This window comes from Slackia exigua ATCC 700122, from assembly GCF_000162875.1.
Taxonomy (GTDB): domain Bacteria; phylum Actinomycetota; class Coriobacteriia; order Coriobacteriales; family Eggerthellaceae; genus Slackia; species Slackia exigua.
This window is the reverse complement of sequence record NZ_GG700631.1, coordinates 375,479-396,962: the sequence shown is the minus strand read 5'-3', so window position 1 is coordinate 396,962 and position 21,484 is coordinate 375,479. Positions and strand designations below refer to the sequence as shown.

The window sequence follows — 21,484 nt, the reverse complement described above, 5'->3', positions numbered from 1 at the left end:
CATCTCGCATGACGCGTGCGCGGCATCGGATACCATAGGGACGTATGGACGAAGGAAAGGCATACCCCATGAACGATGGAACGAATCAGGGTTTCGGCATGCCGACGCCGCCGCAGGCCGCAGGGCAGCCTCAGGGTGCGGGTCAGGCGCAAGCCGCCGATCGGCCGCAGAACGGCCAGCCCCAAACCGCAGGCCAGCCTGCCTCATTCCAGCCGCAGGCCTTCCAGCCCTATCAACAGCCTGGATATGCGCAGCCTCAGGCGGCGCCCGCGGCAGGCTTCGCGGCTCCGGTGGCTCCGGCCGCCCAGGTCGCGGCCGCTCCTGCGAAGCAATCCCATAGCGGGCTGATCGCGCTCGGCATCGTGGCCGCGGCCATCGTGCTCATCTTCGGCATCGGCGCCGCCTCGTGCTCTGCGGCGATAGGCTCGCTTTCGTCCATCGGATCGGCGGGCGACGCCTCGAGCCTTTCGACCTACGGCGATTCGGTGGCGGTCATCACGATGAGCGGCACCATCGGATACGACGGCAGCGCCTGCAGCCCCGAGGGCCTGCGTGCGGCGCTCAAGAGCGTCGAAGCCGACGACGATATCAAGGCCGTCGTCCTGCGCGTCAATTCCGGCGGCGGCACGTCTACCGCAGGCGAAGAGATGTCTCAGCTCATCGCTGGTTTCGACAAGCCTATCGTGGTGTCGAGCGCGTCCATCAACTGTTCGGCGGCCTACGAGATATCGAGTCAGGCCGACTACATCTACGTCAACCATTCGACGGCCATCGGCGCCATCGGCACGATCATGCAGACCTACGATGCATCCGAGCTGCTCGATAAGCTCGGCATCAAGGTGAACAGCATCGCATCGGCCGAATCCAAGGATTCGTCGTACGGCACGCGTCCGCTGACCGACGAGGAGCGGGAGTATTACCAGAATCTCGTCAGCCAGATCAACGCCCAGTTCGTGTCTTCGGTCGCCTCGGGGCGCGGCATGAGCGTCGCCCAGGTCCAGGAACTTGCCACGGGTATGGAATTCACCGGCGACGACGCGGTCGCCAACGGCCTTGCCGACGAGATCGGCACCTACGACGACGCGCTCGCGAAGGCTGCGGAGCTCGGCGGCATCAAGGGCGACTTCGATGTCGTGGATGCCGATCCTTCGCGGTCCGACCTGGCGTCGCTGCTCGGCATCTCGGGCTCGACGAAGGTTTCCATCAGCGCGGACGACTTGGCCGCCGCCCTTGCCAAGCTCGACGAGGCGCATACGGTCAGGTAGGGCGCGCCGTTTCGCCCCGGCCTGAGGTCGCCTTTCGGAGGTTGCCGTCAGCCGGCTTCGCATCCCGTCTCGGGCGAAGGCGACGGGCGAAGGCGCTGCCGAACATGCGCGATTCATCGTATCGGTTTACGAATGCATAAGGGGAAGCATCGCATGGACTACGTTTCCGATATCGAATGGCCGCGCCGTGCGGTCGTCACGGCGGGCATGCCGTACGGCAACAAGAAGCTGCATTTCGGCCACGTGGCCGGCGTCTTCGTCCCTGCCGACGCCTACGCGCGCTTCCTGCGCGACCGCATCGGGGCCGACGAGGTGCTCTTCGTGTCGGGCACCGACTGCTACGGCTCTCCGATCGACGAGGGCTATCGCAAGGCGTGCGAAGGCTCCGATACGGAGGAGCCCTTCCAAGGCACCATCGTCGACTACGTCCGCCGCAACCATGATGCCCAGAAGGCGACGCTTGACGCGTACGGCATCAGCCTGTCCGTCTACGAGGGGTCGTGCCTGGGCGCGAGCGCCGGCATCCACGAACGCCTCACCCGACGCGTCTTCGACCGCCTGCATGCCAACGGGCACCTCATGCGCCGCAGCACGCTGCAGTTCTTCGATCCCGAAGCGGGCGTCTTCTTGAACGGACGCCAGGTGACGGGCCACTGCCCGGTGCAGGGCTGCAGATCCGAGAAGGCCTACGCCGATGAATGCGACTTAGGGCATCAGTTCTCGCCCGAAGAGCTCATCAACCCGATCAGCGCCGTGTCCGGCAAGGCGCCCGAGATGCGTCCTGTCGAGAACTGGTACTTCGACCTGCCGAATTTCCGTGAGCAGATCGCCCGCGTGAACGCCGACAACGCGGCCGATCCCGATGTGCGCGCTGTGGTGTCCAAAGCCGTGGGCGAGTTTCTGGCAGCGCCCGTCATCTACATCAAGAACGAGCTTCAGGACGACTACCGCGCGTTGGCGTTCGCCCTGCCCGCGCACGAATTCCACGAGGCCGAAGGCGGCAAGCAGTCGTTCACGATCGAATTCGCCTCGATCGACGACCGCGATGCCGCGCGCGACGCGCTCCTGCATGCGGGACTCAAGATCCGCACGGGCAAGACGCTCGTGCCGTTCCGCCTGTCCGGCAACGTGGCCTGGGGCGTTCCCGTTCCCGAGATGGACGGCGTGTCGGGACTCACGTGCTGGTGCTGGCCGGAAAGCCTTTGGGCTCCCGTGAGCTTCTCCATCGCGGCGCTGCTGCACCGGGCCGAGTCGGGTGCGTGCGGAAGCGCGGCGCAGGCCGATCCCGGCGCCTATGCGTGGAGCGCCTTCAAGGACTGGTGGTGCTCCGACGACGCGCAGGTCTATCAGTTCATCGGCCAGGACAACCTGTATTTCTACGGCGTGGTGCAGCCGGCGCTCTGGGCGGCCTTCGAAGAGGGCGACCGCATGGAGGCCTATCCGTCGGGCGACGAGCTGCGCCAGACGCGCCTGATCGCCAACCATCACATCCTGTTCGGCAAGACGAAGGCGTCCAGCTCGGGCGCGACGAAGCCGCCTTCGGCCGACGAGCTGCTCGACTGGTACACGGTCGACCAACTGCGCGCGCACTGGCTCGCGCTCGGCCTTGACCAGAAGTCGGTGGGTTTCAAGCCCAAGCCCTTCGACCCCGACGAGGCCAAGCGCGCCGATCCGCGCGTCGCCGACCCGGTGCTCAAAGAAGGCGCGCTGCTCACGAACGTGTTCAATCGCCTGGCGCGCAGCTGCTTCTACGAGGCGGCCAAGAACTTCGACGGCATGATGCCGCTCGATGCACCCGCGCCCGACGTGGTGGCGCGCGCACATGCGGCTTTGCATGAATACGAGCGCCTGATGAAGGCTGCATCGCTGCATGCGGTCATGAGCCTCATGGACGAATTCATCCGCGCCGCGCAGAAGCATTGGGCCGACGGCATCCGCGATGCGGAGCATGCCGACGACGATGCGGCGCGCCGCCAGGTGCTTGCCGACAGCTTCTACCTGCTGCGTGTCTGCGCGTTGCTCATGCATCCGGTGGCGCCCGCCGGCTGCGAGATGATCGCCGAATACCTGCAGATCGCGCCCGAGCGCGTGTTCAGCTGGCATGCGCCGTTCGCATCCATGGCCGAGCTCTGCGATGCGGACGAGGCCGCGTCCGGCGTCCATGCCGTCAAGGAGCTGCCGCCGCGCACCGACTTCTTCGGAAAGCATCCGAGCCAGTTCAAATAGGGGCGGCCGCCTTTCTGCGTCGGATGGCCGCCATGGCTTCTTCACCGGTCGCCGTGGCGGGTCATGCTCAGGACAGCGGGGCGCGCCTGCCTGCGTTCGTCGCGGCTCCATCTCGTCGCGGTGCGGCTTGTGCGTTTCATGGCGGGAAGGCGTGCAGCGAGAAGCCGTCTTCTCCGCTCTTGCGCCCTGTGGTATCATTCCCAGGCTGTCTCGCCTTGGTCGGAAACCAAGGCATGAAAAGGAGAACCCATCATGAAGCAGGGAATCCACCCCGAATACATGGAGTGCGAAGTCCGTTGCACCTGCGGCAACACCTTCACCACCCGCTCCACCAAGCCCGAGCTGCGCGTTGAGATCTGCAACGCCTGCCACCCGTTCTTCACCGGCACCCAGAAGCTGATCGACACCGGCGGACGCGTCCAGCGCTTCGCGAACAAGTTCGGCAGCGCTTCTTCCGCCGTCGCCGAGCGTGAAGCCGCCCGCAAGGCCGCCAAGGCCGCCGCTGCCGCCGAGGCCGAGGCCAAGAAGAAGGCCGAGCGCGAGGCCAAGGCCGCCGCGAAGGCCGCCCGTGCCGCCGAGTTCGCCAAGAAGGCCGAGGAAGAGGCCGCCAAGGCCGTTGCCGCTGCTGCCGCCGCCGAGGAAGCCGCTCCTGCGGAAGCCGCCGCTACTGAAGAGGTTGCCGCCGAAGCCGCCCCTGAGGCTGTCGAAGCTCCGGCCGAGGCTACCGAGGCCGCTGCCGAGTAACACGGGTTCGGCCCGCATATATCGCACGAGATAAGACCCGCTTCGGCGGGTCTTTTTCATGCTGTCTCGGGCGGGCGCTTCCTCCTTGCGCTATACTTGCGCGAGCACATGCGTTGACGAAGACAGCGACGCCATGCGGCGCGACACCAGAGAAGAAGCCCCTCGGCTGGAAGGCTTCCGTCGTCGCCCGGTATCGATTCCCTTCCGAGCAGCGCGGCTGAACACGGGGTGCGGTCTTGCAGACCGTGCGGACGTCAAGTAGGCTGCGACGGGCGCTCCCGTCATAGGGCAGACAAGCGGATGCGCACGGCGTTCTCGTCGCCGCGCATCAACCAGGGTGGTACCGCGAGAGCCTCTCTCGTCCTTGGATTCCGGATTCGTCCGGGCTCTGAGGCGAGAGAGGCTTTTTTGATGGGGCGAACAGGTACGCGCGGCATCGGCGCGCGTCGGTTCGACGCTGCGGCGGACATGCTTCGTCGCAGGAGGAAGGAAGGCGTGACATGGCATTGGTCGACGAGCTTTCCCAGCTCAAGGACGAAACCCTCGCAGCGATCGCCGCAGCGGGCGACACGTCGGCGCTCGAGCAGGTGCGCGTGGGCGTGCTTGGCAAGAAGGGGACGCTGACCGGGTATCTGCGCAGCATGGGGCAGGTTCCCAAGGAAGAGCGTGCAGCGGTCGGCAAGGCCGTTAACGAGGTGCGCGTCGCCGTCGAGCAGGCGCTCGAGGCGGGCAAGGCATCGCTTGAGCAGGCAGAGCTTTCGGCCCGCATGAGCGCTGCGGCCGTGGACGTGACGCTTCCCGGCCGCGCGCAGCAGATCGGCTCGCGCCACCTGATCACCTCCATCATCGAAGAGGTGTCCGAGATCTTCCTCGGCATGGGCTATTCGGTCGTGACCGGCCCCGAGGCCGAAACCGACTACTATAACTTCGAAGCCCTGAACGCGCCGGCCGACCATCCGTCGCGCGGCATGCAGGACACGTTCTATCTGGTCGATCGCTCGGGCGACATCTCGCGCGTGCGCGGCGAGTCCGACGTGCTGCTGCGCAGCCAGACTTCGGGCGTGCAGGTGCACACGATGGAGGACCGCAAGCCTCCGATCTACGTCATCGCGCCGGGCAAGGTCTATCGCCGCGACGTGGCCGATCCTTCGCACCTTCCGCAATTCCATCAGATCGAAGGCCTGGTCGTGGACGAGGGCATCACCTTCGGCGACCTGAAGGGCACGCTCGATTACCTGTGCAAGCAGATCTTCGGCGAAGACCGCAGGACGCGTTTCCGCGCGCACTACTTCCCGTTCACCGAGCCCTCGGCCGAGGTGGACGTGAGCTGCGGCATCTGCCACGGCGAAGGCTGCCGCTTCTGCAAGCACACCGGCTGGATCGAAGTGCTGGGCTGCGGCATGGTGGACCCGAACGTCTACGGCTTCGTCGGCATCGATCCCGAGAAGTATTCGGGCTTCGCGTTCGGCATCGGCGTGGAGCGCATCGCGGCGCTCAAATACAACGTTCCCGACCTGCGCATGCTGCTCGACGGCGACATGCGGTTCCTGCGTCAGTTCTAAGAGGGGAGACGGGCATGAAGATATCTCTGAAGTGGCTTTCCGAATACGTCGAGGTCCCCTCTGACGTGCAGGCGTTCTGCGACCGGCTCGATCTGACGGGCACGGGCGTGGAAGGCGTGGAGCGTCTGGGCGATGCGTTCGACCATATCGTGACGGGCCGCGTCATCAGCAAGGACGCGCATCCCGACAGCGATCATATGTGGGTCTGCCAGGTGGATGTGGGCGAGGCGAACCTCGGGGCCGACGGCGCGCCCGAGCCGCTGCAGATCGTCTGCGGCGCGCAGAATTTCAACGCGGGCGACCATATCGTCGTGGCGCTCGTGGGCGCTGAGCTTCCCGGCGGCATCAAGATCAAGAAATCGAGGCTGCGGGGCGTGGCGTCGTGCGGCATGAACTGCTCTGCGCGCGAGCTCGGCTTCGGCAGCGACCATACGGGCATCATGATCCTTCCCGAAGACGCGCCCGTGGGCGTTCCCTTCGCCGAGTATCAGGGCGTGACCGATACGGTGCTCGATCTGGAAATCACGCCGAACCGTCCCGACAGCCTGTCGGTCGTGGGTTTCGCGCGCGAGGTGGGCGCAATGTACGACGTGGATTTCCGCATGCCGGAACGCGCGCTCCAGGAATCCGACGAGCGCATCGACGGCCAGGTGAGCGTCGAGGTGACCGACGCGGCCCTAAGCCCGCGCTACACGGCGCGCCTCATCCGCGGCGTGAAGGTGGGGCCGTCGCCCGACTGGCTGGCCGAACGCCTTGCCGCCATCGGCCAGCGTTCCATCAACAACGTGGTGGACGTGACCAACTACGTGCTGTTCGAGCTGGGGCAGCCGCTGCATACGTTCGATTTCGACGCGCTCGACCTTGAAGACGGCGCGGCGCGCATCATCGTGCGTGCGGCCCATGCAGGCGAGAAGCTCACGACGCTTGACGGGGAAGAGCGCGTGCTCACGCCCGATATGACGGTCATCGCCACTCCGAAGCGCGCGGTGGCGCTTGCGGGCGTCATGGGCGGGCTGGATTCGGAAGTGACCGAGGACACGGTGAACATCCTGCTCGAAGCCGCGACGTTCAGCCCGGCGCATACGAGCCGCACGAGCCGCAACCTGGGGCTTATGAGCGATTCGTCCATCCGCTACGAGCGCCGCGTGGACGATGCCGGCATCGATGAGCGCAGCGATTATGCCGCCGCGCTTATCGCCGAGGTGGCAGGCGGCACGGTGTGCGCAGGTCGCGTGGATGTGTGGGCGCACGCGGATGCGCAGGCTCTCGTGCTGCCGTTTCGCGTCGAGCGCTTCCAGAAGATGATGGGAGCCGCCATCCCGGTCGACTTCATCACGCGTTCGCTCACGCGTCTGGGGTGCACGGTTTCGGCAGGGGATGCCGAGGGCGTCCTGCGCGTGACCGTGCCGACGTTCCGCCCCGACCTGGAGCGCGAGATCGACCTGTACGAAGAGGTGCTGCGTCTTTACGGCATGGACCGCATCGAATCCACGCTGCCGGCCGGTCGCGGGCGCGTAGGCGTGCGCACGCGGCGCCAGGAATGCGAACGCATCGTGCATCGCGCGATGACGGCGTCGGGCCTGAACGAGACGATGACCTATTCGTTCGCTGGCGGGGATGATCTGGAGCTTTTGCGCATGCGCGAAGAGGGTATGGGCGAGGCGGCGGAGCTCATCAACCCGATGAATGCCGACCATGCGTTCATGCGCCGCTCGATCGTGCCGGGCCTGCTGCGCAGCGTGGCGTATAACCAGAGCCATGGCGTGGCCGATATCCAGCTCTACGAGGTGGGCACCGTGTTTTTCGCGCACGAGGGATCCAAGAAGCCGCGCGAGAAGAGGCGCGTGGCCGGTGTGCTGGCGGGCGCGATGGGCCCGAAGGCGTGGAATGCGGAGCCTGCGGCGTTCGATTTCTTCGATGGCAAGGGCGTGCTGGAGAACGTGGCGCGCGAACTGGCGCTTCCCAAGGTGAAGTTCAAGGCGCTCGGGGCTGACGAGGCGACGCACCTGCAGCCGGGCCGCGCGGCCGTCATGATGTCGGGCGGCGACGTGATCGGCTGGGTGGGCGAGATCCATCCGCTGGCCGTGGAGGCGTACGGCGCGAAGGCACCGGTGGTGGCGTTCGAGTTGGATGCGGATGCGCTCGAGCGCGACATGAGGCCGGCGAGGGATTACGTGGACGTGCCGCAGTTCCCGGGCGTGCAGCGCGACATCGCGTTCGTCGTGGACGAGGGCGTGAGCGATGAGAAGCTCATGCAGTGCATGAAGTCGGCCGGCGGGGCGCTGCTGGAAGGCGCGCGGCTCTTCGACGTGTACCGCGACGACGAGCACGTCGGGCCGGGGAAGAAGTCGATGGCCTACGCGCTCACGTATCGCGCGGCCGATCGCACGCTGACCAGCGATGAGGTAGATAAGGCGCACGAGAAGCTGCGTGCGAAGGTCTGTAGGGCGACCGGGGCTGAGGTGCGGTAGATGTAATCTACAGTTACTATATTAGGCTTATCAAGATGGCTCGGAATACACCTTCTCGTATCACTTGCATTTTCTGAGTGATTGGACAAGGCATTGTTTTGAGCTTGGCATTTATAGAGAGACTATTTGTCGATGGTGTTTATGGTTTGAACATTTGAATTACCTAGAGTTCAAATTGTAACGGGGTGAAAATTGTCTTCAACTGCTGCACTTTTATTGACAGCGATTGGAACATTAGTGACTCTGGCTGCGACGGTACATAATATATGGCGCTCATATGTCGATACGGCTATGCAACAAGCGTCGAAGGTCTCTGCATGGCACGAAGATGGAAAAGTAATTCTCTCTAACCAGAGCCTTCAGCCCGTATTTGAAATAATAGTCAGTTCTGTTGTCATTAATGCCGATATCGGACCGGTTGACTTGGGGGAGGCTATGGAACTGCTCAACCGTGGGACATATGGTATGAAAGATCGGGGCAGCCTTATTGTCGACCCTTCATTTAGAAGGAAGGTTGCTACACTCATGCCCGGAATCTATGCGGTAGACCAGCCTTTGGGTGATAGGCGAACAACTGGGATCATTGCCTATGAGCTTGCTTTTCGTGATTCGAATAATCGGTGCTGGCAACGGCTTACAGACGGAAGATTGAAGCGACGTTTCTTCAAGAACCCGTTAGATCTGTACGATGAAAGCAGCATCCCTAGTATTTGGAGCAAATTACAAGATAGGCGACCATCAAGATGATGGCATATGCTTGAGAACACTTACGTTTCTTCGTGCCGCTCTATGCTGTTAATCCTAGAGTGGCCAACCAAAATTGGACGATTATTCAAGGGTCGTTGTGCGGATTGTCGGTCGTATTTACACGGCAAGACATATCTCAGCATCTAATGCATGCGCCTTGTGTTTCAGTAGAGCTCAATACACTTGAATATGCCCTGCTTTGCATCTTACCTGTTCTTTTGCAGTTGTGATCATTCATGAGTTCGCGCTTCAGTGTCTTGAAGAGCAACTTGGTCGTCATATCGTCGAACGGATTTTCACGCCTCAATACCGAGTGCGTTATCCTGTCAAATCGAGACAATGAATCATTTTAAGCCTTGGATCTTCAAATCAATTGCAACTCTGTTGAGAACATGACCTCGTAGGGCGTCCGATACCCCAGGCGCTTGCGTGGCCTGCGGTTAAGCTTATCGTACACCTTCTGCACCTGCCCGTCGGTGAATCCGTCGACAGGCCTGCCCTTCGGGAAGTACTCGCGCAGCAGGCCGTTCGCATTCTCGTTGCAGCCGCGCTGCCAGGGATGGTGCGGCCGCGCGAAGTAGAACTCGACGCCCAGGGCCGTCGTCACCTCGGCGTGGGCCGCGAACTCCTTGCCGCAGTCGGGCGTCGCGGTAGCCGGCGGCATGCCCGCCAGCGAGGCGATCATGACCTCGTTGACCTGCGCCGACACCTTCTTGGCGGCCTTGCCGCCCACGAGGTAGCCGCTTCTTCGGTCCACGTTGGCGACCAGACACGCGCCGCCGGCCGCACCCGGCACCCGTCTGCGCTTTCCCTTGCGGCGCAGCCTCCTCGACGCTTTCCTCCCGCCGATGCAGCCGTCGAATCGGCCCTGGGCGATGCCCCGGCAGACGGCGGAGTCGCTCACGGGGCTCGCGCCCAGTTCCAACGCAAGGCGCCCCTCTATCTGCTCGGGGGACCGCCGCTCCTTCAGGAACTTGTCCCTGACCAGTGAGAATATTTTTTCGCCGTCGAGGATGCGGCTGCGGCGGCAGGCCTTCCTGCGCCTCTCGTAGCGCGCCTGGGCCGTCGAAGCCCGATAGAACCTCCGGCAGGAGTTGCGCGCGAGCTCGCGGGAGACCGTCGACTTGTCGCGGCCGATGGCGGCCGCGATCTCCGTGATTCTCCCTCCCTCGCGTCGCAGGATCATGATGTCCTCGCGCTCGGCTAGTGTAAGATGGGCGCGGCGGCGCATCGGCTTACCTCCGATATTCATGGTGTCGTCGCAAACGCCATTGTATAGGACGGCCGTGTGCCACTATTCGTCTGCGCTGTTGCGTTCGGAATGAAGATTCAAGCTTTCATATCAGACGAAACTGCCCCGACAAAAAACTCTGAAGACGAATGCATAGATAAGCGTGCACGCGTATGACGTGCGCTACCTCCTGTCGTGTATAATTCGATTTATCTTACAAGGGAGGTACTTGTGCGAAACGCAACAGAGTGGTTCGACCATCTGGGCGGGATCGTCATAATCGCAGCAAGCCTTGTCACGATTGCGAGTGAGGGCATATTCGGAGATCTGTTTGAAGCGCTCTCACAGTACCCAATTGCGTTTCTGATCGTCATGTTCATCGCCGTAATAATCGGATTCGTCATCGGTCGATATACATCCGCAGTCCCGTCAAAGCACGCCGTAACGAGAGCCGTCTGCATGAATCTCTCAAAAAGAAATAAAGTGATCGTTCTCGAATGCCTTGAGAACGGATGCGCGAAGCTCTGCGACGATGACTGCGACGCCGCCGCGCTTGTTAATCTCGGTATCCTCTGTAAACCTGACGAATACAGCTCCATTGCACCCATTTCATTTCATCTCGCTCCAGATAGAATTAAAATAATCCAGCGGAATAGGGAAAGATGGCTCGGAAATATGTCAGATACTGAGTGCAAGATGAGATTGACCTGCGGAAATCTTACTCAATACCGCCCCTAGTGCGTCACGATGTCCGCTTCTTGAGCGGTAGCGACAATATTCATCGGCAGGCTTATCTAGCAGCGTCATGCACATGTACGTTGATACTACGCATGGTCTTCAGATCATTTCGAAGCAACTCGACGTCTCCGCTCTCGTATATGACATCCATGCGCACAAAATCATCCATGGCACAGTACTCTTTTACTGTATTTTTTTGTGTTTCGTTCTTGGCAAGAGAGGCTATCCTTTTGCCTATAGGATGTTCGATGCTCGTATCGAATGCGTAGTTCTGTTTGCTTCGAAGGTATTCGACCAGCCTGACGCGCCCTATGGGGCGTTTGTTCCCTCTTTTCGCAGGCGGCTAGCATCGACGGCAGGTCTGCTCTATTGACATAGGAACGCATGGCGCTCTCGCCTATGCCGGCATACGATGCCGCCTCCTAGATGTTCAGATGCAACGGATATGCATCCATCGCAGTGCTCCCCGTATGCGCAGGAATAATTCTGGTGAGGAGGTAAAGATGGTAAGCGAATCGACGATGGACAATATGCACCGGATGAGGCTATCGGCGATGGCCAGGGCGTACCGGGAGTAGGGGGACGCGCCCGGAATCAACGAGATGGGCTTCGACGAGAGGCTCGTGACGATCGTGGACGCCGAATGGGACGCCCGGCGCACCAACAAGCGCCTTCGCTACCTGAGGCAGGCGGGATTCCCGGAATCCGGCGCCAGCGTCGCCGACGTGCGATACGATGACGACCGCAAGCTGGACTGCTCACTCATCCTGGAGCTGTCGAACTGCGGCTGGGTGCGCAACCGCAGGAACGTCCTGGTGGCCGGCGCGAGCGGCGCAGGAAAGACCTGAATCTCGAACGCGCTCGGTTTCGCGGCGCGCAACGCGTTCTTTACGGTCCGCTGCACGTGGCTGCCCGAGCCGCTCGACGAGCCCACCGTCTCCAAGGACGAGGGCTGGCTCAGGCAGCGCGAGAGGTGCATCAACGCGACCTGCTGACAATCGACGACTGGCTGCTCGAGAAGGTCAAGCCCAGCGAGGCGCGCGAGATCATGGAGGCCATCGAGGCGAGGGGCCGCACGGGATCCCTCATACTGCGCTTCCAGCTCGCGCCGTCGGCGCGGCACGCCAAGCTGGGCAACGGCGCCATAGCCGACGCGGTGATCGACCGTATAGCGTACAAGTCGTATACGATCCATATCGAAGGAGACGAGTCGATGCGCAAGCGTATGGGCGGGATCGGCTAAAGTATCGGTCTGAGAGGAGGGGCCGCGTGCCCCTCCTTGCAATTGGTGTATCGTGGAATGCGATGTCGGTGTTGTGTGGAACGGCTATCGGCGCTGCGTGGAATTACTATCGGTCAAGCGCGCTGTACGCACCCGAAAGTACGCAATTATCTTGACGGTACTTGCGTCCTCCCTTCGGCGAGCATGCGCAGCGCCAGCTCGCCGACGTTCCCGTTGTGCATGCGGACTCCTCCCTGGACCTTGGTAGTCCAAGTTTTTTATCTGCATTCCCATCAGGCTATGAATTAGAAAAGCTTACGTATGGATGTAAGGTTTAGATGCTCTAGTCAAAGATTGATTTCAGATCATCTATTTCTTCTCGAAGATGGATAAAAACCTTGCGAAGGGATGCGTCGTCCATCTTGCAAATATAGTTACAAAATTCCATCTTTTGGAATGTTTTGATGCTGTCGTCATCTCCGTAAGCTCCGGGTTTTATCGTAGTGGAATAGAATGAATCGTCGATGTCGATTTCGTCCAGAACGAGTGCGTTTTCGATGCCTTTTTTCATCTTTGCTTCGCTGTAGGTTCGAAGTGATTTTGCATATATGCTGCCGGTTTGTTTTCGTATTTTATTTGCGTCACAGTCGAAGAGGCAGACGTGCTTGGTCTCGGTTTTGCAGGCGACGAGAAACTCAAATCCCTTGTTAAGAGCATCCTTTCCCGTATTCCTTTCTTGACCGCTTTCATCTAAATAGCCGATCCATTTGAATTGGAAGGGAATCTCTAGATTGTATACCCCGATAGTCCTATTGAAGTATTTTTCATCTGTTCTTCCCTCTAGATAAACAGTTGGAATTGAGGAATTAAACTCGTGGATGGAGAAGGCGTCCCGAATTGCTTCTACGGAGCTACATTTGTAGTATTCCAGTTTGGTTTTTGAAACGATTGCCCTGTCTTCATTCCTTTCTAGAACGATGACCTTATCGTTTCGGCGGCTTTCGTTATGGATGACGAAGGGAGAATGGGTGACGACAAAAATTTGGGAAGTTTGTTTACCGTTTTCGTTGGTGAAGATATTTTTATAATAATCCATTACTCTCTTTTGCCAATTGGGATGGAGACTAATTTCGGGTTCGTCGATAAAAACAAAAGCGCCATTGAGGGAGTTTATATCCCTCAAAAGAAAACTACCGCGATATATTATTTGCTTCTCTCCAGAACTGAGGTTTTCGATAGGAACTTCAATTCCATTCTTCTTGAACAAGATTGTTTTTTTGCCGTTGACATTGTTGATACGGCTATATTTCAAGTCATCGAACATTCTGTCAAATGCAGACGTGAAACGAGACATTCTCTTGCTTACTTTAAGCTGGCCAGCTATTGAATCCGGATTCGCTTGGACAGCCTGGGCAACCTCGGCATCATCTAGCGCTTGGATATCGATTATTAGCTGATTGATTTCGGTAGGTAAATCCTTTGATGATCTTCTGCTCGCATTCTTTTCGTCTAGTACGGAACTGGTGACCGACGAAATGTCATGTGAGTGGAAGTTGATATCGACATCAGAGAAGATTCCTGTGGTTGGATATTTCTGATGAAAAAATGGCGTAATAATCAATTCGCTCATTCCTGATTCATCATTTACATAAAGACTCTCTCTATCCGCCAGTTGTTTATTTCTGTAATTCAAAGTGAAATGCATGCCGTTCTTTTCAAATTCGACATCTGCTTCAAATTCTGCTTTGTAGGAGACGATTTCAAAAAGGGAGTTGAGTATCGTGCTTTTGCCAGTTCCATTCTCTCCGGCAATGAGAATGGTATCGGCTGTCTCTCCGTTTCTTTTTTCGAAATTCAGCTCTAAATCTCCTAGAACAGGATGGTTGATGAAATGGATGTTTGCAATTCTAATCATGCTATTGTCTTTCAAAGAAGGGCGTAGTATCCGTTTGACTGCTTTGCTCATGGGCAATAGTATTTTAACTATCTTTTACATTTGACGACTTCGTCATGCATAAGGGGAGATTGGCATAAGTTCGTACCAGAATGGCTTTCAAATTTTATTTGAAAGGGGCCTCCGGACGATTTCTTGGACACATCAGGCCGCATATCCTAGGAACAGCCGGTGCTCTTCCGGGCTTTTCCATCCCAGAGATTTCTTTCTCCGTCGGGTATTGCAGCAGGTGATATAGCCATTGAGCATTCGGCTGAAGTTTTCGAATGCCATCCCAAGACCTGTGGTAGAAGAGCTTGTTTCTGAGACGCCCGAAGAAGCCCTCGCACGCCGCATCGCCCGGCGGGCATGCCTTCTTCGACATAGATCGGGCGATTCCGTACTCGCTGCATATTCCAATCCGTCCAGGCCGCCTGCAACGACGCCCGCAATCGCTGTGAAGGACAGGGCGATCGTCGCCCTCCAGCCTGCGGACCGCCTCGACGAGGGCGGGACGGCGGGCTCTGCGTTCGGGCTTCTCGACAGTTCGTGCGACACCGCCTTCCCATCGGTCCGCAATAACGGACAGGTAGCATTTGAAGCTCGGGAGGATGAGCTGGGCTATGTCGGCAAGCCGCGGTCGGTTCGGGGCATCCGCACGGAAGCTGCGCGCGACTTTGCCGCCGGGATGCGCGCCGATCTCGCCTTTGCAAGGGCTGCATCTGCGCCTTCTCTTGTTATGGACTACAACAAGACCCTCCTCGCGCATGATGCGACGCGCAGCCTTCTCGGAAGTGCATCCTGGCTCGCCTCCGTCGTCGCCGCGCTCGAGCGCCATCCATATGCGCTCCGGGCCGAAAGCCTCCCTGCTTCCCTCGAAAACCGACCGGATTCGCCGGCGGTCGCGCGCATGCCGGCCGGGCGCGCAGGAGGCTGCCTTGGCATAGCAATGGGAGCCGTGCGGGATGCCGAGCTTCCCGCACGGCGCAGAGACCGGAAATCTATTCTTCAAAGCGCCGATCGCCGCCGTCTCCTCTCGATCGCTCATCTCCGACGGGTCGACGCTCGGGTCTTTTTCAGCGTTCCGACGACTTGAGAGAGGATCGCGTCGCCGGGTTCCGGCCCGGCGCGTCTTTTCTCAAGCACTTCCACGTCATCGGGCAGGCCTGGGGGATCCATCTCGGGAGTTTCGATCCGTTCTTCCGTATCCATGAAGTCCGTGCTCCCTTCGGACGTGATTCGCTGCGAATATTACGAACAGCCGTTACGGATACCCCGTATTCTCTAGCGATTGCGGATACGGCAACCCCGCCTTCGAGAAACTTTGCGATGGATTGCTTTCGAACGGCGCTCGGATGCCGATGCTTCTTTCGGGGAGGCTCGGCCAGGTCGTTCTTCCAGCGTTGGAGCGTCTTGGAGCCGACGATGCCGAGCCTCCGCGCGGCTTTGATGCAAGATCCGCTGCATTCTTCGAGAACCTTCAGGGCCTTTGCCCTGAACTCTTCGCTATACACGGATAATCTCCTCTCATGCTTTCGCATGTCCAGGAAATCGTCCGGAGGCCCAAGGTCCGGGAAGGGTGGACTGGGCAAGATAAATCGGACACCAAGTCAAGGATGAAAGGTGGAACGAGCAAGATGGATCGGACGCCGATTTAAGGGCGGAAGACGGAGCGAGCGAAAGCCTGGATAACGAAACCTGAAGACTCTTTCTTGGGTTTCGTTATCCAGGACAAGCACCTTCCGACGAGCGAAAGATGCTTGTCGTCGAGCTGCCGATTGCGATACGCCCAGCCGTTGTTCGCTCCTAGGATTCCGTCTCTCTAGATGGTGCCGGAACCTTCGTTTTAATCGTGCAGAGCAACGCGAGCAGCAGCGTGGCCCCGAGATACACGGGAACGCTCATCGCGGTGCCGGTGTTTTCAAGCAGCATGAGGCAGATGGTCGGGGCGAGCGCTCCTCCGAAAACGCCGGCCATCTGAAAACCGATGCTCGTTGCCGTGTAGCGGACATGTACCGGGAACATGGCCGGCAGATGAGAGGCGAGCGGCGCCCAGAGCATTGCAAGGCAGAAAAGCGACACGAACGCTCCGGCGAGGATAATCGTGGGATTCTGCGTGTCGAGCAAAAAGATATACGCGAACGCATACAGCATGTTGACGACGGCGCCGACGATGAGGACCTTGCGGGTCCCCCAACGTCCGCAGAGCCAGCCGAAGATCGGCGTGCCGACCATCTGTCCGAGCGAGGCGAATACGCCGACCAGCAAAGCCGAACCGCTCGTTATGCCGATGCGGGGCAGATAGACCAAGGGAAACATCGCGAAGACGTAGAAGGCCGTGTCTGATCCGATGCGCGTTCCGATAGCCAGAAGCACTTCTCTCCCATGGTTCTTCACGACATCCATCAACGGTGCCGGACGGCTCTCCTCCTTGCGTTCAAGGAACTCGGGCGATTCTTCGATGCCGAAACGCATGTAGAACCCGATGACTACCAATACGGCGCTTGCCAGGAAAGGAATGCGCCATCCGCCTCCTAGGAGAAACGCTTCGCCGCCAAGATCCGATATAAGCGAAAGCGTGCCGCTCGCCAAGAGAAACCCTAATGGCGAAGCGACCTGCACTATGCTCCCGAGAATGCTTTTCAGTCTTGGCGAAGTCGTGTACTCGTTCACCATGAGCGCAGCGCCGCCCCATTCTCCACCGAGGGCTACACCCTGCAAAAGGCGCAGGATGCATAGCGCAACGGCACCGAACGACCCAGCCGTCGCGTAATCCGGCAAGCATCCGATGAGAAACGTCGCGCCTCCCATGATGAGGAGTGCAACGATCAGAACGTTTTTTCTGCCGACCTTGTCGCCGAAGTATCCGAATACCAACGCGCCCAAAGGGCGGGCGATGAAGGCTACCGAATAGGTTACGAGCGATAGCAGGAGCGCTACGGTTGGAGGCATGGATACGAAGAACACCGCGGGGAATACAACCGCCGCTGCCGAACCGTAGACGAAATGGTCATAGAATTCGAGCATGGTGCCGGACATGCTTGCTAGGGTGACTCTGAACATACGTTTCTTTTTCGGCACATGAGCGTCCGATTCAGTCACGGCGTCTCCTCCTTGCTGTCCAAACGAGTTCGCATAGTTATCTGCTTGACGCTTGTCCGTATGCGTTCTGTCCGATTAGAGGAGAAAGAAATGGTTGGATGAGTTCATGGTTTCGCTTTATGAGGTGCTCGAGGTAGTTTCCGATACGTCCGTCATCATTCTTTTTTCTTGCGTATGACATGGGAGAAGGCTGTCGCATGATGTCTTTCGCAGACAGTGCGCGAAGCTTTTTCGCGGCGATCCATCGGTCGGCGATGGGTTTAGGCAGAAATCCGATGCCCAAGCCCATCACGTGGCAGTGAATTTTGGTTTCGAGATCGGGAACGATGATTTCTTCTTGCCCTTCGAGACGCCAGGCGGGACGCCCGATGGAATGGGTCGAGGTGTCTTGAATATTCACAACGGGATGCTGTTTGATGGAATCGCCATCGACTTCGATCCCCGTACGTAAGATGGGATGATTCGGCGAGCAAACCAATACCCATTCGACAAGGCCGAGGGGAGTGGTGACGAAGCGCTCGTCTATGGAATGGTGGGAGGGCGCCCCTATGGCAAAAGATCCTCCCTCATGGACCATATAGTCCCAAACGCCGGTGAATACGGATTTCTGCACGTTAAGCGCGGCAGATCCGAACTTTTCGCTGAGATGGGCGAGCAGTTTCGCAACGGCGACGCCATCATAGAGAAGGTTATTGACGACCAAAGTGAACGAAGGTTCGATTCCCGTCTTGATCGCGTCGAGTTCGTCATAGAAACCGCGATGGAATTCAAGGAGATCCTGCGCTTTGGCGGCAAGTCTCTTTCCCGCTGTCGTAGGAGCGATGGCATGGGTCGTGCGCTCGAGAAGCTGGATGCCGAGGGATTCTTCAAGCGCCTTGATGCGATAGCTGACCGCCGAAGGCGTTTTATAGAGAGCAGATGCGGCGGCTGTTAGGCTGCCCTCTTCAATGACCAGGAGAAAGGTCTGTAAGGCCTCGAGATCGAGATGGTGTTGAGATTTGAGACCCATACCAGCATCGTTCCTTCATGGAGGCTTGCGGGGACGGCATGTTTTTCAAGAACATAGTAGCAACCGCCATGCCGCGCGGTTTTGAGCATTTTTCACAACAGCCATGAGCATATTTTCAGTTCCCTTGCTTAGGGCCTTCCTATACTTTGCAGCAAGACGTCTTGCCCGATGTGTTCGACGATGCTCGAAGCAAGGTGGTGATCGCCCTATTCCAGAATCCTCTTTTCGAAGTGAAATCCCGAAAGGCACCTCTCCAAGAATGCACCTTCGAACAATAGGAGCGCAATGTGAAAACCCTGAGTTCCGTACGCAAGAATACGTATTACGACTCGGTCACCCTCATGGGCATTTCAAAGAAGCTCAATGACCTGCCGGATATTCTATCCGTCTCGGTAAGCATGGGAACCGACATGAACAAACAGATCCTCATCGACGGAGGCTTCGATGCCTCTTCGATCGGGGATGCCGGGCCGAACGATCTTATGATCGCCTGCAGCTTCGAAGATTCCGTACGCGAAGAGGATGTTCTTGCGGATCTGGAAGCGGCATTGAAAAAACAGGTCACGCAGAAGGATCGTGATTCCGAACGCCCGCGTACCTTGACGCGGGCCGCCGAAGATGTCGATGCCAATATCGCCGTGATATCCGTGCCGGGCATATACGCCGCCGCCGAAGCGCGAAAGGCTCTCGAGAAGGGTCTGCATGTCCTCATGTTCAGCGACAACGTGAGCCTTGACGACGAAATAGCCCTTAAAGACCTCGCTCATGGCAAAGGCCTGCTGATGATGGGGCCTGACTGCGGGACGTGTGCATTCCAAGGCGTCGCCTTCTGCTTCGCGAATGCCGTCCAGCGCGGCAGCATCGGCATCGTAAGCGCGTCGGGAACCGGCGCCCAGGAGGCAGCAGTTCTCCTTGATTCGTGGGGAATGGGCGTAAGCCAGATCATAGGAACCGGGGGAAGGGATTTGAGCATCGAAGTCGGAGGCCGTATGTTCCTTGATGCTTTCGATGCTCTCGAGGCCGATGAGGGCACATCTCATATCCTGCTCATCTCCAAGCCTCCTCATGAAACCGTGGCGAGAAAGGTAAGGGATCGTGCGGCACGATCCACGAAACCCGTAGTGGCTTGCTTTCTCGGCGATGTCGCAGAAGACCTTTCCGAAACGGTGCTGTTCAAAAGCGACATCGTCTCCGCCGTCGATGCGTTGGCCCTATTGGTCGACTCCTCGTTCTCCGCTCCTGAAGAAAGCGCGATCGAAATCGATTGCATGCCGGATGGATCGTATGTACGCGGTTTGTTCTGCGGGGGCACGCTCATGGAGGAAGCGAAGATGACGTTTATGTCTTCTCTGCCCGACGTTGACGTATATGCGAACTCGGCGAAAGGTGGTTCCATTTCTCTTGACGATTCGTCGGAAAGCCGCGGACATGCATTCCTCGACCTGGGAGACGATGCATTCACTCAGGGCAAGCCTCATCCCATGATTGATCCTCAGACGCGCAACGCCCGCATTGCGCAGGAGGCTGCCGATACCGAAACTGCGGTTATCCTTCTCGATTTCGTCCTGGGCTACGGTGCGCATGAGGACCCCGTTGGCGCTGCGCTTCCGGCTATTCACAAGGCGAATGTGTCATGTCTTGAAAGCGGGCGCACGATGGTGTTCATCGCATACGTTTTGGGAACGGATGCCGATCCGCAGGACAAGCAGCATCAAGAAGAGATGCTTGCGCAAGAAGGCGTCTTGGTGTGCCAGACCAATGTCCAGGCAGCTAATCTTGCCGCGTCTATAGTGAAGGGGCTGCGATAATGTCAAACGCTCAGACTTTGTTTTCCGACGACCTCCGCGTAGTGAACGTGGGCGCTTCTCGATTCTGCGATGACCTCGAATTGCAGGGAGTCGCTTGCGTTAATGTCGATTGGACGCCGCCCGCCGCAGGATCTCCCGATTTGATCCGAGCCCTTTCGACGCTCATGTCACCGGAGATAGATGCTGCGAATCGAGTTGCCGTGGAGCGGTATTGTTCGGTGCGTCCTCATCTGGTGGATTTCCAGCTGGCAAAAGACGTGATCCCCGGTATGCGGCCCAATCTGATTCTGCATGCGGGTCCTCCTATCACATGGGAGAACATGTGCGGGCCCATGCAGGGTGCTGTCATGGGGGCGCTCATTCTTGAGGGATTCGCGAGCACTCCTGAAGAGGCGGCAGAAGTAGCCGCTTCGGGCGATATAGATTTCGAACCCTGTCATGATCATGACGCCGTAGGTGCCATGGCGGGCGTCATCTCGTCGAATATGGTCGTTCAAGTTTTGGAGGATAAGACCAGCGGACATCGTGCTTTCTGCCTTGTTCCCGAAGGCATGGGCGGGAAGCTGTTGCGTTACGGCGCCTATGCTCCCGAGGTCATCGACGGCCTCAGGTGGATGGCTTCCGAATTCCGCGAGGTCATGCATGCGGCGCTGAGCACCTCGGAAGAGGGAATCGACACGCTGGCGCTGCAGTTCCAGGCACTGCATATGGGCGATGAGGGTCATAACCGCAACAAGGCGGGTACAAGCATGCTTCTGCGTGCCCTGTTTCCCCTCCTGCTCGATTCGGGCATGCCCTTCGATAAGGTGAAACGTGCGGTTGAATTCATCAACGGAAACGATGGGTATTACCTCAGCATCAGCATGCCCACATCCAAACTGTGCCTCGATGCGGCGCGCGACGTGAGAAGCAGTTCCATGGTTACCGCTATGTGCCGCAATGGCGTTGAATTCGGCATTCGTGTTTCAGGTCTGGGGGATCGATGGTTCACCGGTCCGGCGCAAATGGTTCGCGGCTTGTATTTCCCTGGTTTCGATGACGACGATGCGAATCCCGACATGGGCGACTCGTGCATAACCGAAACCGCCGGAATCGGCGGATTCGCTCTGAGCGGTGCTCCTGCAATCGTTCAGCTCGTCGGGGGAACGGCGGCCGAAGGGGTCGATATCTCCAAGCGGATGTACGACATAACGTTGTATGAGAACGGCAACTTCTCTCAGCCCGTCCTTGATTTCCGTGGGTCGCCTACGGGTATCGACATTCGCAAGGTGGTTGAAACAAACATCCTTCCCGTTATCGATACGGGAAGCGTGCATAGGCTTGCCGGTATCGGCCAGATCGGCGCGGGCATTACGGCGCCTCCCATGGAGTGCTTCGAGAAAGCCCTGCTTGCTTTTGAAGAAACATACGGAACGAACTGCTAGGA

At 58.7% G+C, this 21,484-nt stretch carries 17 protein-coding genes; 11 read left to right on the top strand and 6 right to left on the bottom strand.

Annotated elements, in window-relative coordinates; genetic code table 11:
- Positions 1 to 44 precede the first annotated feature (44 nt).
- The 6 genes from sppA (at position 45) to HMPREF0762_RS09280 (ending at position 9,015) form a co-directional block, all read left to right on the top strand.
- On the top strand, positions 45 to 1,265 hold the full coding sequence (gene sppA / locus HMPREF0762_RS07755; protein WP_006363090.1) for a signal peptide peptidase SppA: 1,221 nt from the start codon (positions 45 to 47) through the stop codon (positions 1,263 to 1,265).
- A gap of 153 nt (positions 1,266 to 1,418) precedes the next feature.
- A complete protein-coding gene (locus HMPREF0762_RS07750; RefSeq protein WP_115314240.1) occupies positions 1,419 to 3,491 on the top strand; it encodes a class I tRNA ligase family protein in 2,073 nt (690 codons plus the stop codon).
- Positions 3,492 to 3,743: 252 nt separating this feature from the next.
- Positions 3,744 to 4,235 carry a 50S ribosomal protein L31 gene (gene rpmE / locus HMPREF0762_RS07745; protein WP_006363087.1) on the top strand — a complete coding sequence of 164 codons (492 nt, stop codon included), beginning with the start codon at positions 3,744 to 3,746 and terminating at the stop codon, positions 4,233 to 4,235.
- A 500-nt stretch (positions 4,236 to 4,735) separates the two neighbouring features.
- Positions 4,736 to 5,797 (top strand): phenylalanine--tRNA ligase subunit alpha, encoded by a 1,062-nt coding sequence (gene pheS / locus HMPREF0762_RS07740; RefSeq protein WP_006363086.1) that lies wholly within the window; start codon positions 4,736 to 4,738, stop codon positions 5,795 to 5,797.
- Between the two features lie 14 nt (positions 5,798 to 5,811).
- Positions 5,812 to 8,268 (top strand): phenylalanine--tRNA ligase subunit beta, encoded by a 2,457-nt coding sequence (gene pheT / locus HMPREF0762_RS07735; RefSeq protein WP_006363085.1) that lies wholly within the window; start codon positions 5,812 to 5,814, stop codon positions 8,266 to 8,268.
- A gap of 192 nt (positions 8,269 to 8,460) precedes the next feature.
- Positions 8,461 to 9,015: a hypothetical protein gene (locus HMPREF0762_RS09280; RefSeq protein ID WP_147286823.1), complete on the top strand. Its 555-nt coding sequence runs from the start codon at positions 8,461 to 8,463 to the stop codon at positions 9,013 to 9,015.
- A gap of 364 nt (positions 9,016 to 9,379) precedes the next feature.
- On the opposite strand, the gene HMPREF0762_RS07730 is transcribed toward HMPREF0762_RS09280, so the two are convergent.
- Entirely contained in the window at positions 9,380 to 10,267 is an 888-nt protein-coding gene (locus tag HMPREF0762_RS07730) for an IS30 family transposase (RefSeq protein ID WP_006363084.1), read from the bottom strand.
- Between the two features lie 210 nt (positions 10,268 to 10,477).
- Between HMPREF0762_RS07730 and HMPREF0762_RS07725 the strand changes: the two genes are divergently transcribed.
- From HMPREF0762_RS07725 to HMPREF0762_RS09445, 3 genes are all read left to right on the top strand, one after another.
- A complete protein-coding gene (locus HMPREF0762_RS07725) occupies positions 10,478 to 10,984 on the top strand; it encodes a hypothetical protein (protein ID WP_040619456.1) in 507 nt (168 codons plus the stop codon).
- A gap of 602 nt (positions 10,985 to 11,586) precedes the next feature.
- Positions 11,587 to 11,832 (top strand): ATP-binding protein, encoded by a 246-nt coding sequence (locus HMPREF0762_RS09450; protein ID WP_006363081.1) that lies wholly within the window; start codon positions 11,587 to 11,589, stop codon positions 11,830 to 11,832.
- 125 nt (positions 11,833 to 11,957) lie between these two features.
- The gene (locus HMPREF0762_RS09445; RefSeq protein WP_006363080.1) at positions 11,958 to 12,227 is read left to right on the top strand and encodes an ATP-binding protein; all 270 of its coding nucleotides are present in this window, start codon (positions 11,958 to 11,960) and stop codon (positions 12,225 to 12,227) included.
- A 322-nt stretch (positions 12,228 to 12,549) separates the two neighbouring features.
- Here the strand turns inward: HMPREF0762_RS09445 and HMPREF0762_RS07715 are convergent, their stop codons facing one another.
- The 5 genes from HMPREF0762_RS07715 to HMPREF0762_RS07700 form a co-directional block, all read right to left on the bottom strand.
- Positions 12,550 to 14,121, bottom strand: coding sequence for an AAA family ATPase (locus HMPREF0762_RS07715; protein WP_006363079.1), 1,572 nt, complete (start codon positions 14,119 to 14,121; stop codon positions 12,550 to 12,552).
- Positions 14,122 to 14,266: 145 nt separating this feature from the next.
- Positions 14,267 to 15,187: an IS3 family transposase gene (locus HMPREF0762_RS09495; protein WP_006363078.1), complete on the bottom strand. Its 921-nt coding sequence runs from the start codon at positions 15,185 to 15,187 to the stop codon at positions 14,267 to 14,269.
- The gene (locus HMPREF0762_RS09275) at positions 15,184 to 15,351 is read right to left on the bottom strand and encodes a hypothetical protein (protein ID WP_156784561.1); all 168 of its coding nucleotides are present in this window, start codon (positions 15,349 to 15,351) and stop codon (positions 15,184 to 15,186) included. The genes HMPREF0762_RS09495 and HMPREF0762_RS09275 overlap by 4 nt, the downstream gene beginning before the upstream one ends.
- A 594-nt stretch (positions 15,352 to 15,945) precedes the next feature.
- Positions 15,946 to 17,241 (bottom strand): MFS transporter, encoded by a 1,296-nt coding sequence (locus tag HMPREF0762_RS07705; RefSeq protein ID WP_040619453.1) that lies wholly within the window; start codon positions 17,239 to 17,241, stop codon positions 15,946 to 15,948.
- A gap of 37 nt (positions 17,242 to 17,278) precedes the next feature.
- Entirely contained in the window at positions 17,279 to 18,250 is a 972-nt protein-coding gene (locus tag HMPREF0762_RS07700; RefSeq protein ID WP_006363075.1) for a LysR family transcriptional regulator, read from the bottom strand.
- A gap of 287 nt (positions 18,251 to 18,537) precedes the next feature.
- Between HMPREF0762_RS07700 and fdrA the strand changes: the two genes are divergently transcribed.
- Positions 18,538 to 20,058 carry an acyl-CoA synthetase FdrA gene (gene fdrA / locus HMPREF0762_RS07695; RefSeq protein WP_040619451.1) on the top strand — a complete coding sequence of 507 codons (1,521 nt, stop codon included), beginning with the start codon at positions 18,538 to 18,540 and terminating at the stop codon, positions 20,056 to 20,058.
- A complete protein-coding gene (locus tag HMPREF0762_RS07690) occupies positions 20,058 to 21,482 on the top strand; it encodes a YlbE family protein (protein WP_006363072.1) in 1,425 nt (474 codons plus the stop codon). The genes fdrA and HMPREF0762_RS07690 overlap by 1 nt, the downstream gene beginning before the upstream one ends.
- Positions 21,483 to 21,484 lie beyond the last annotated feature (2 nt).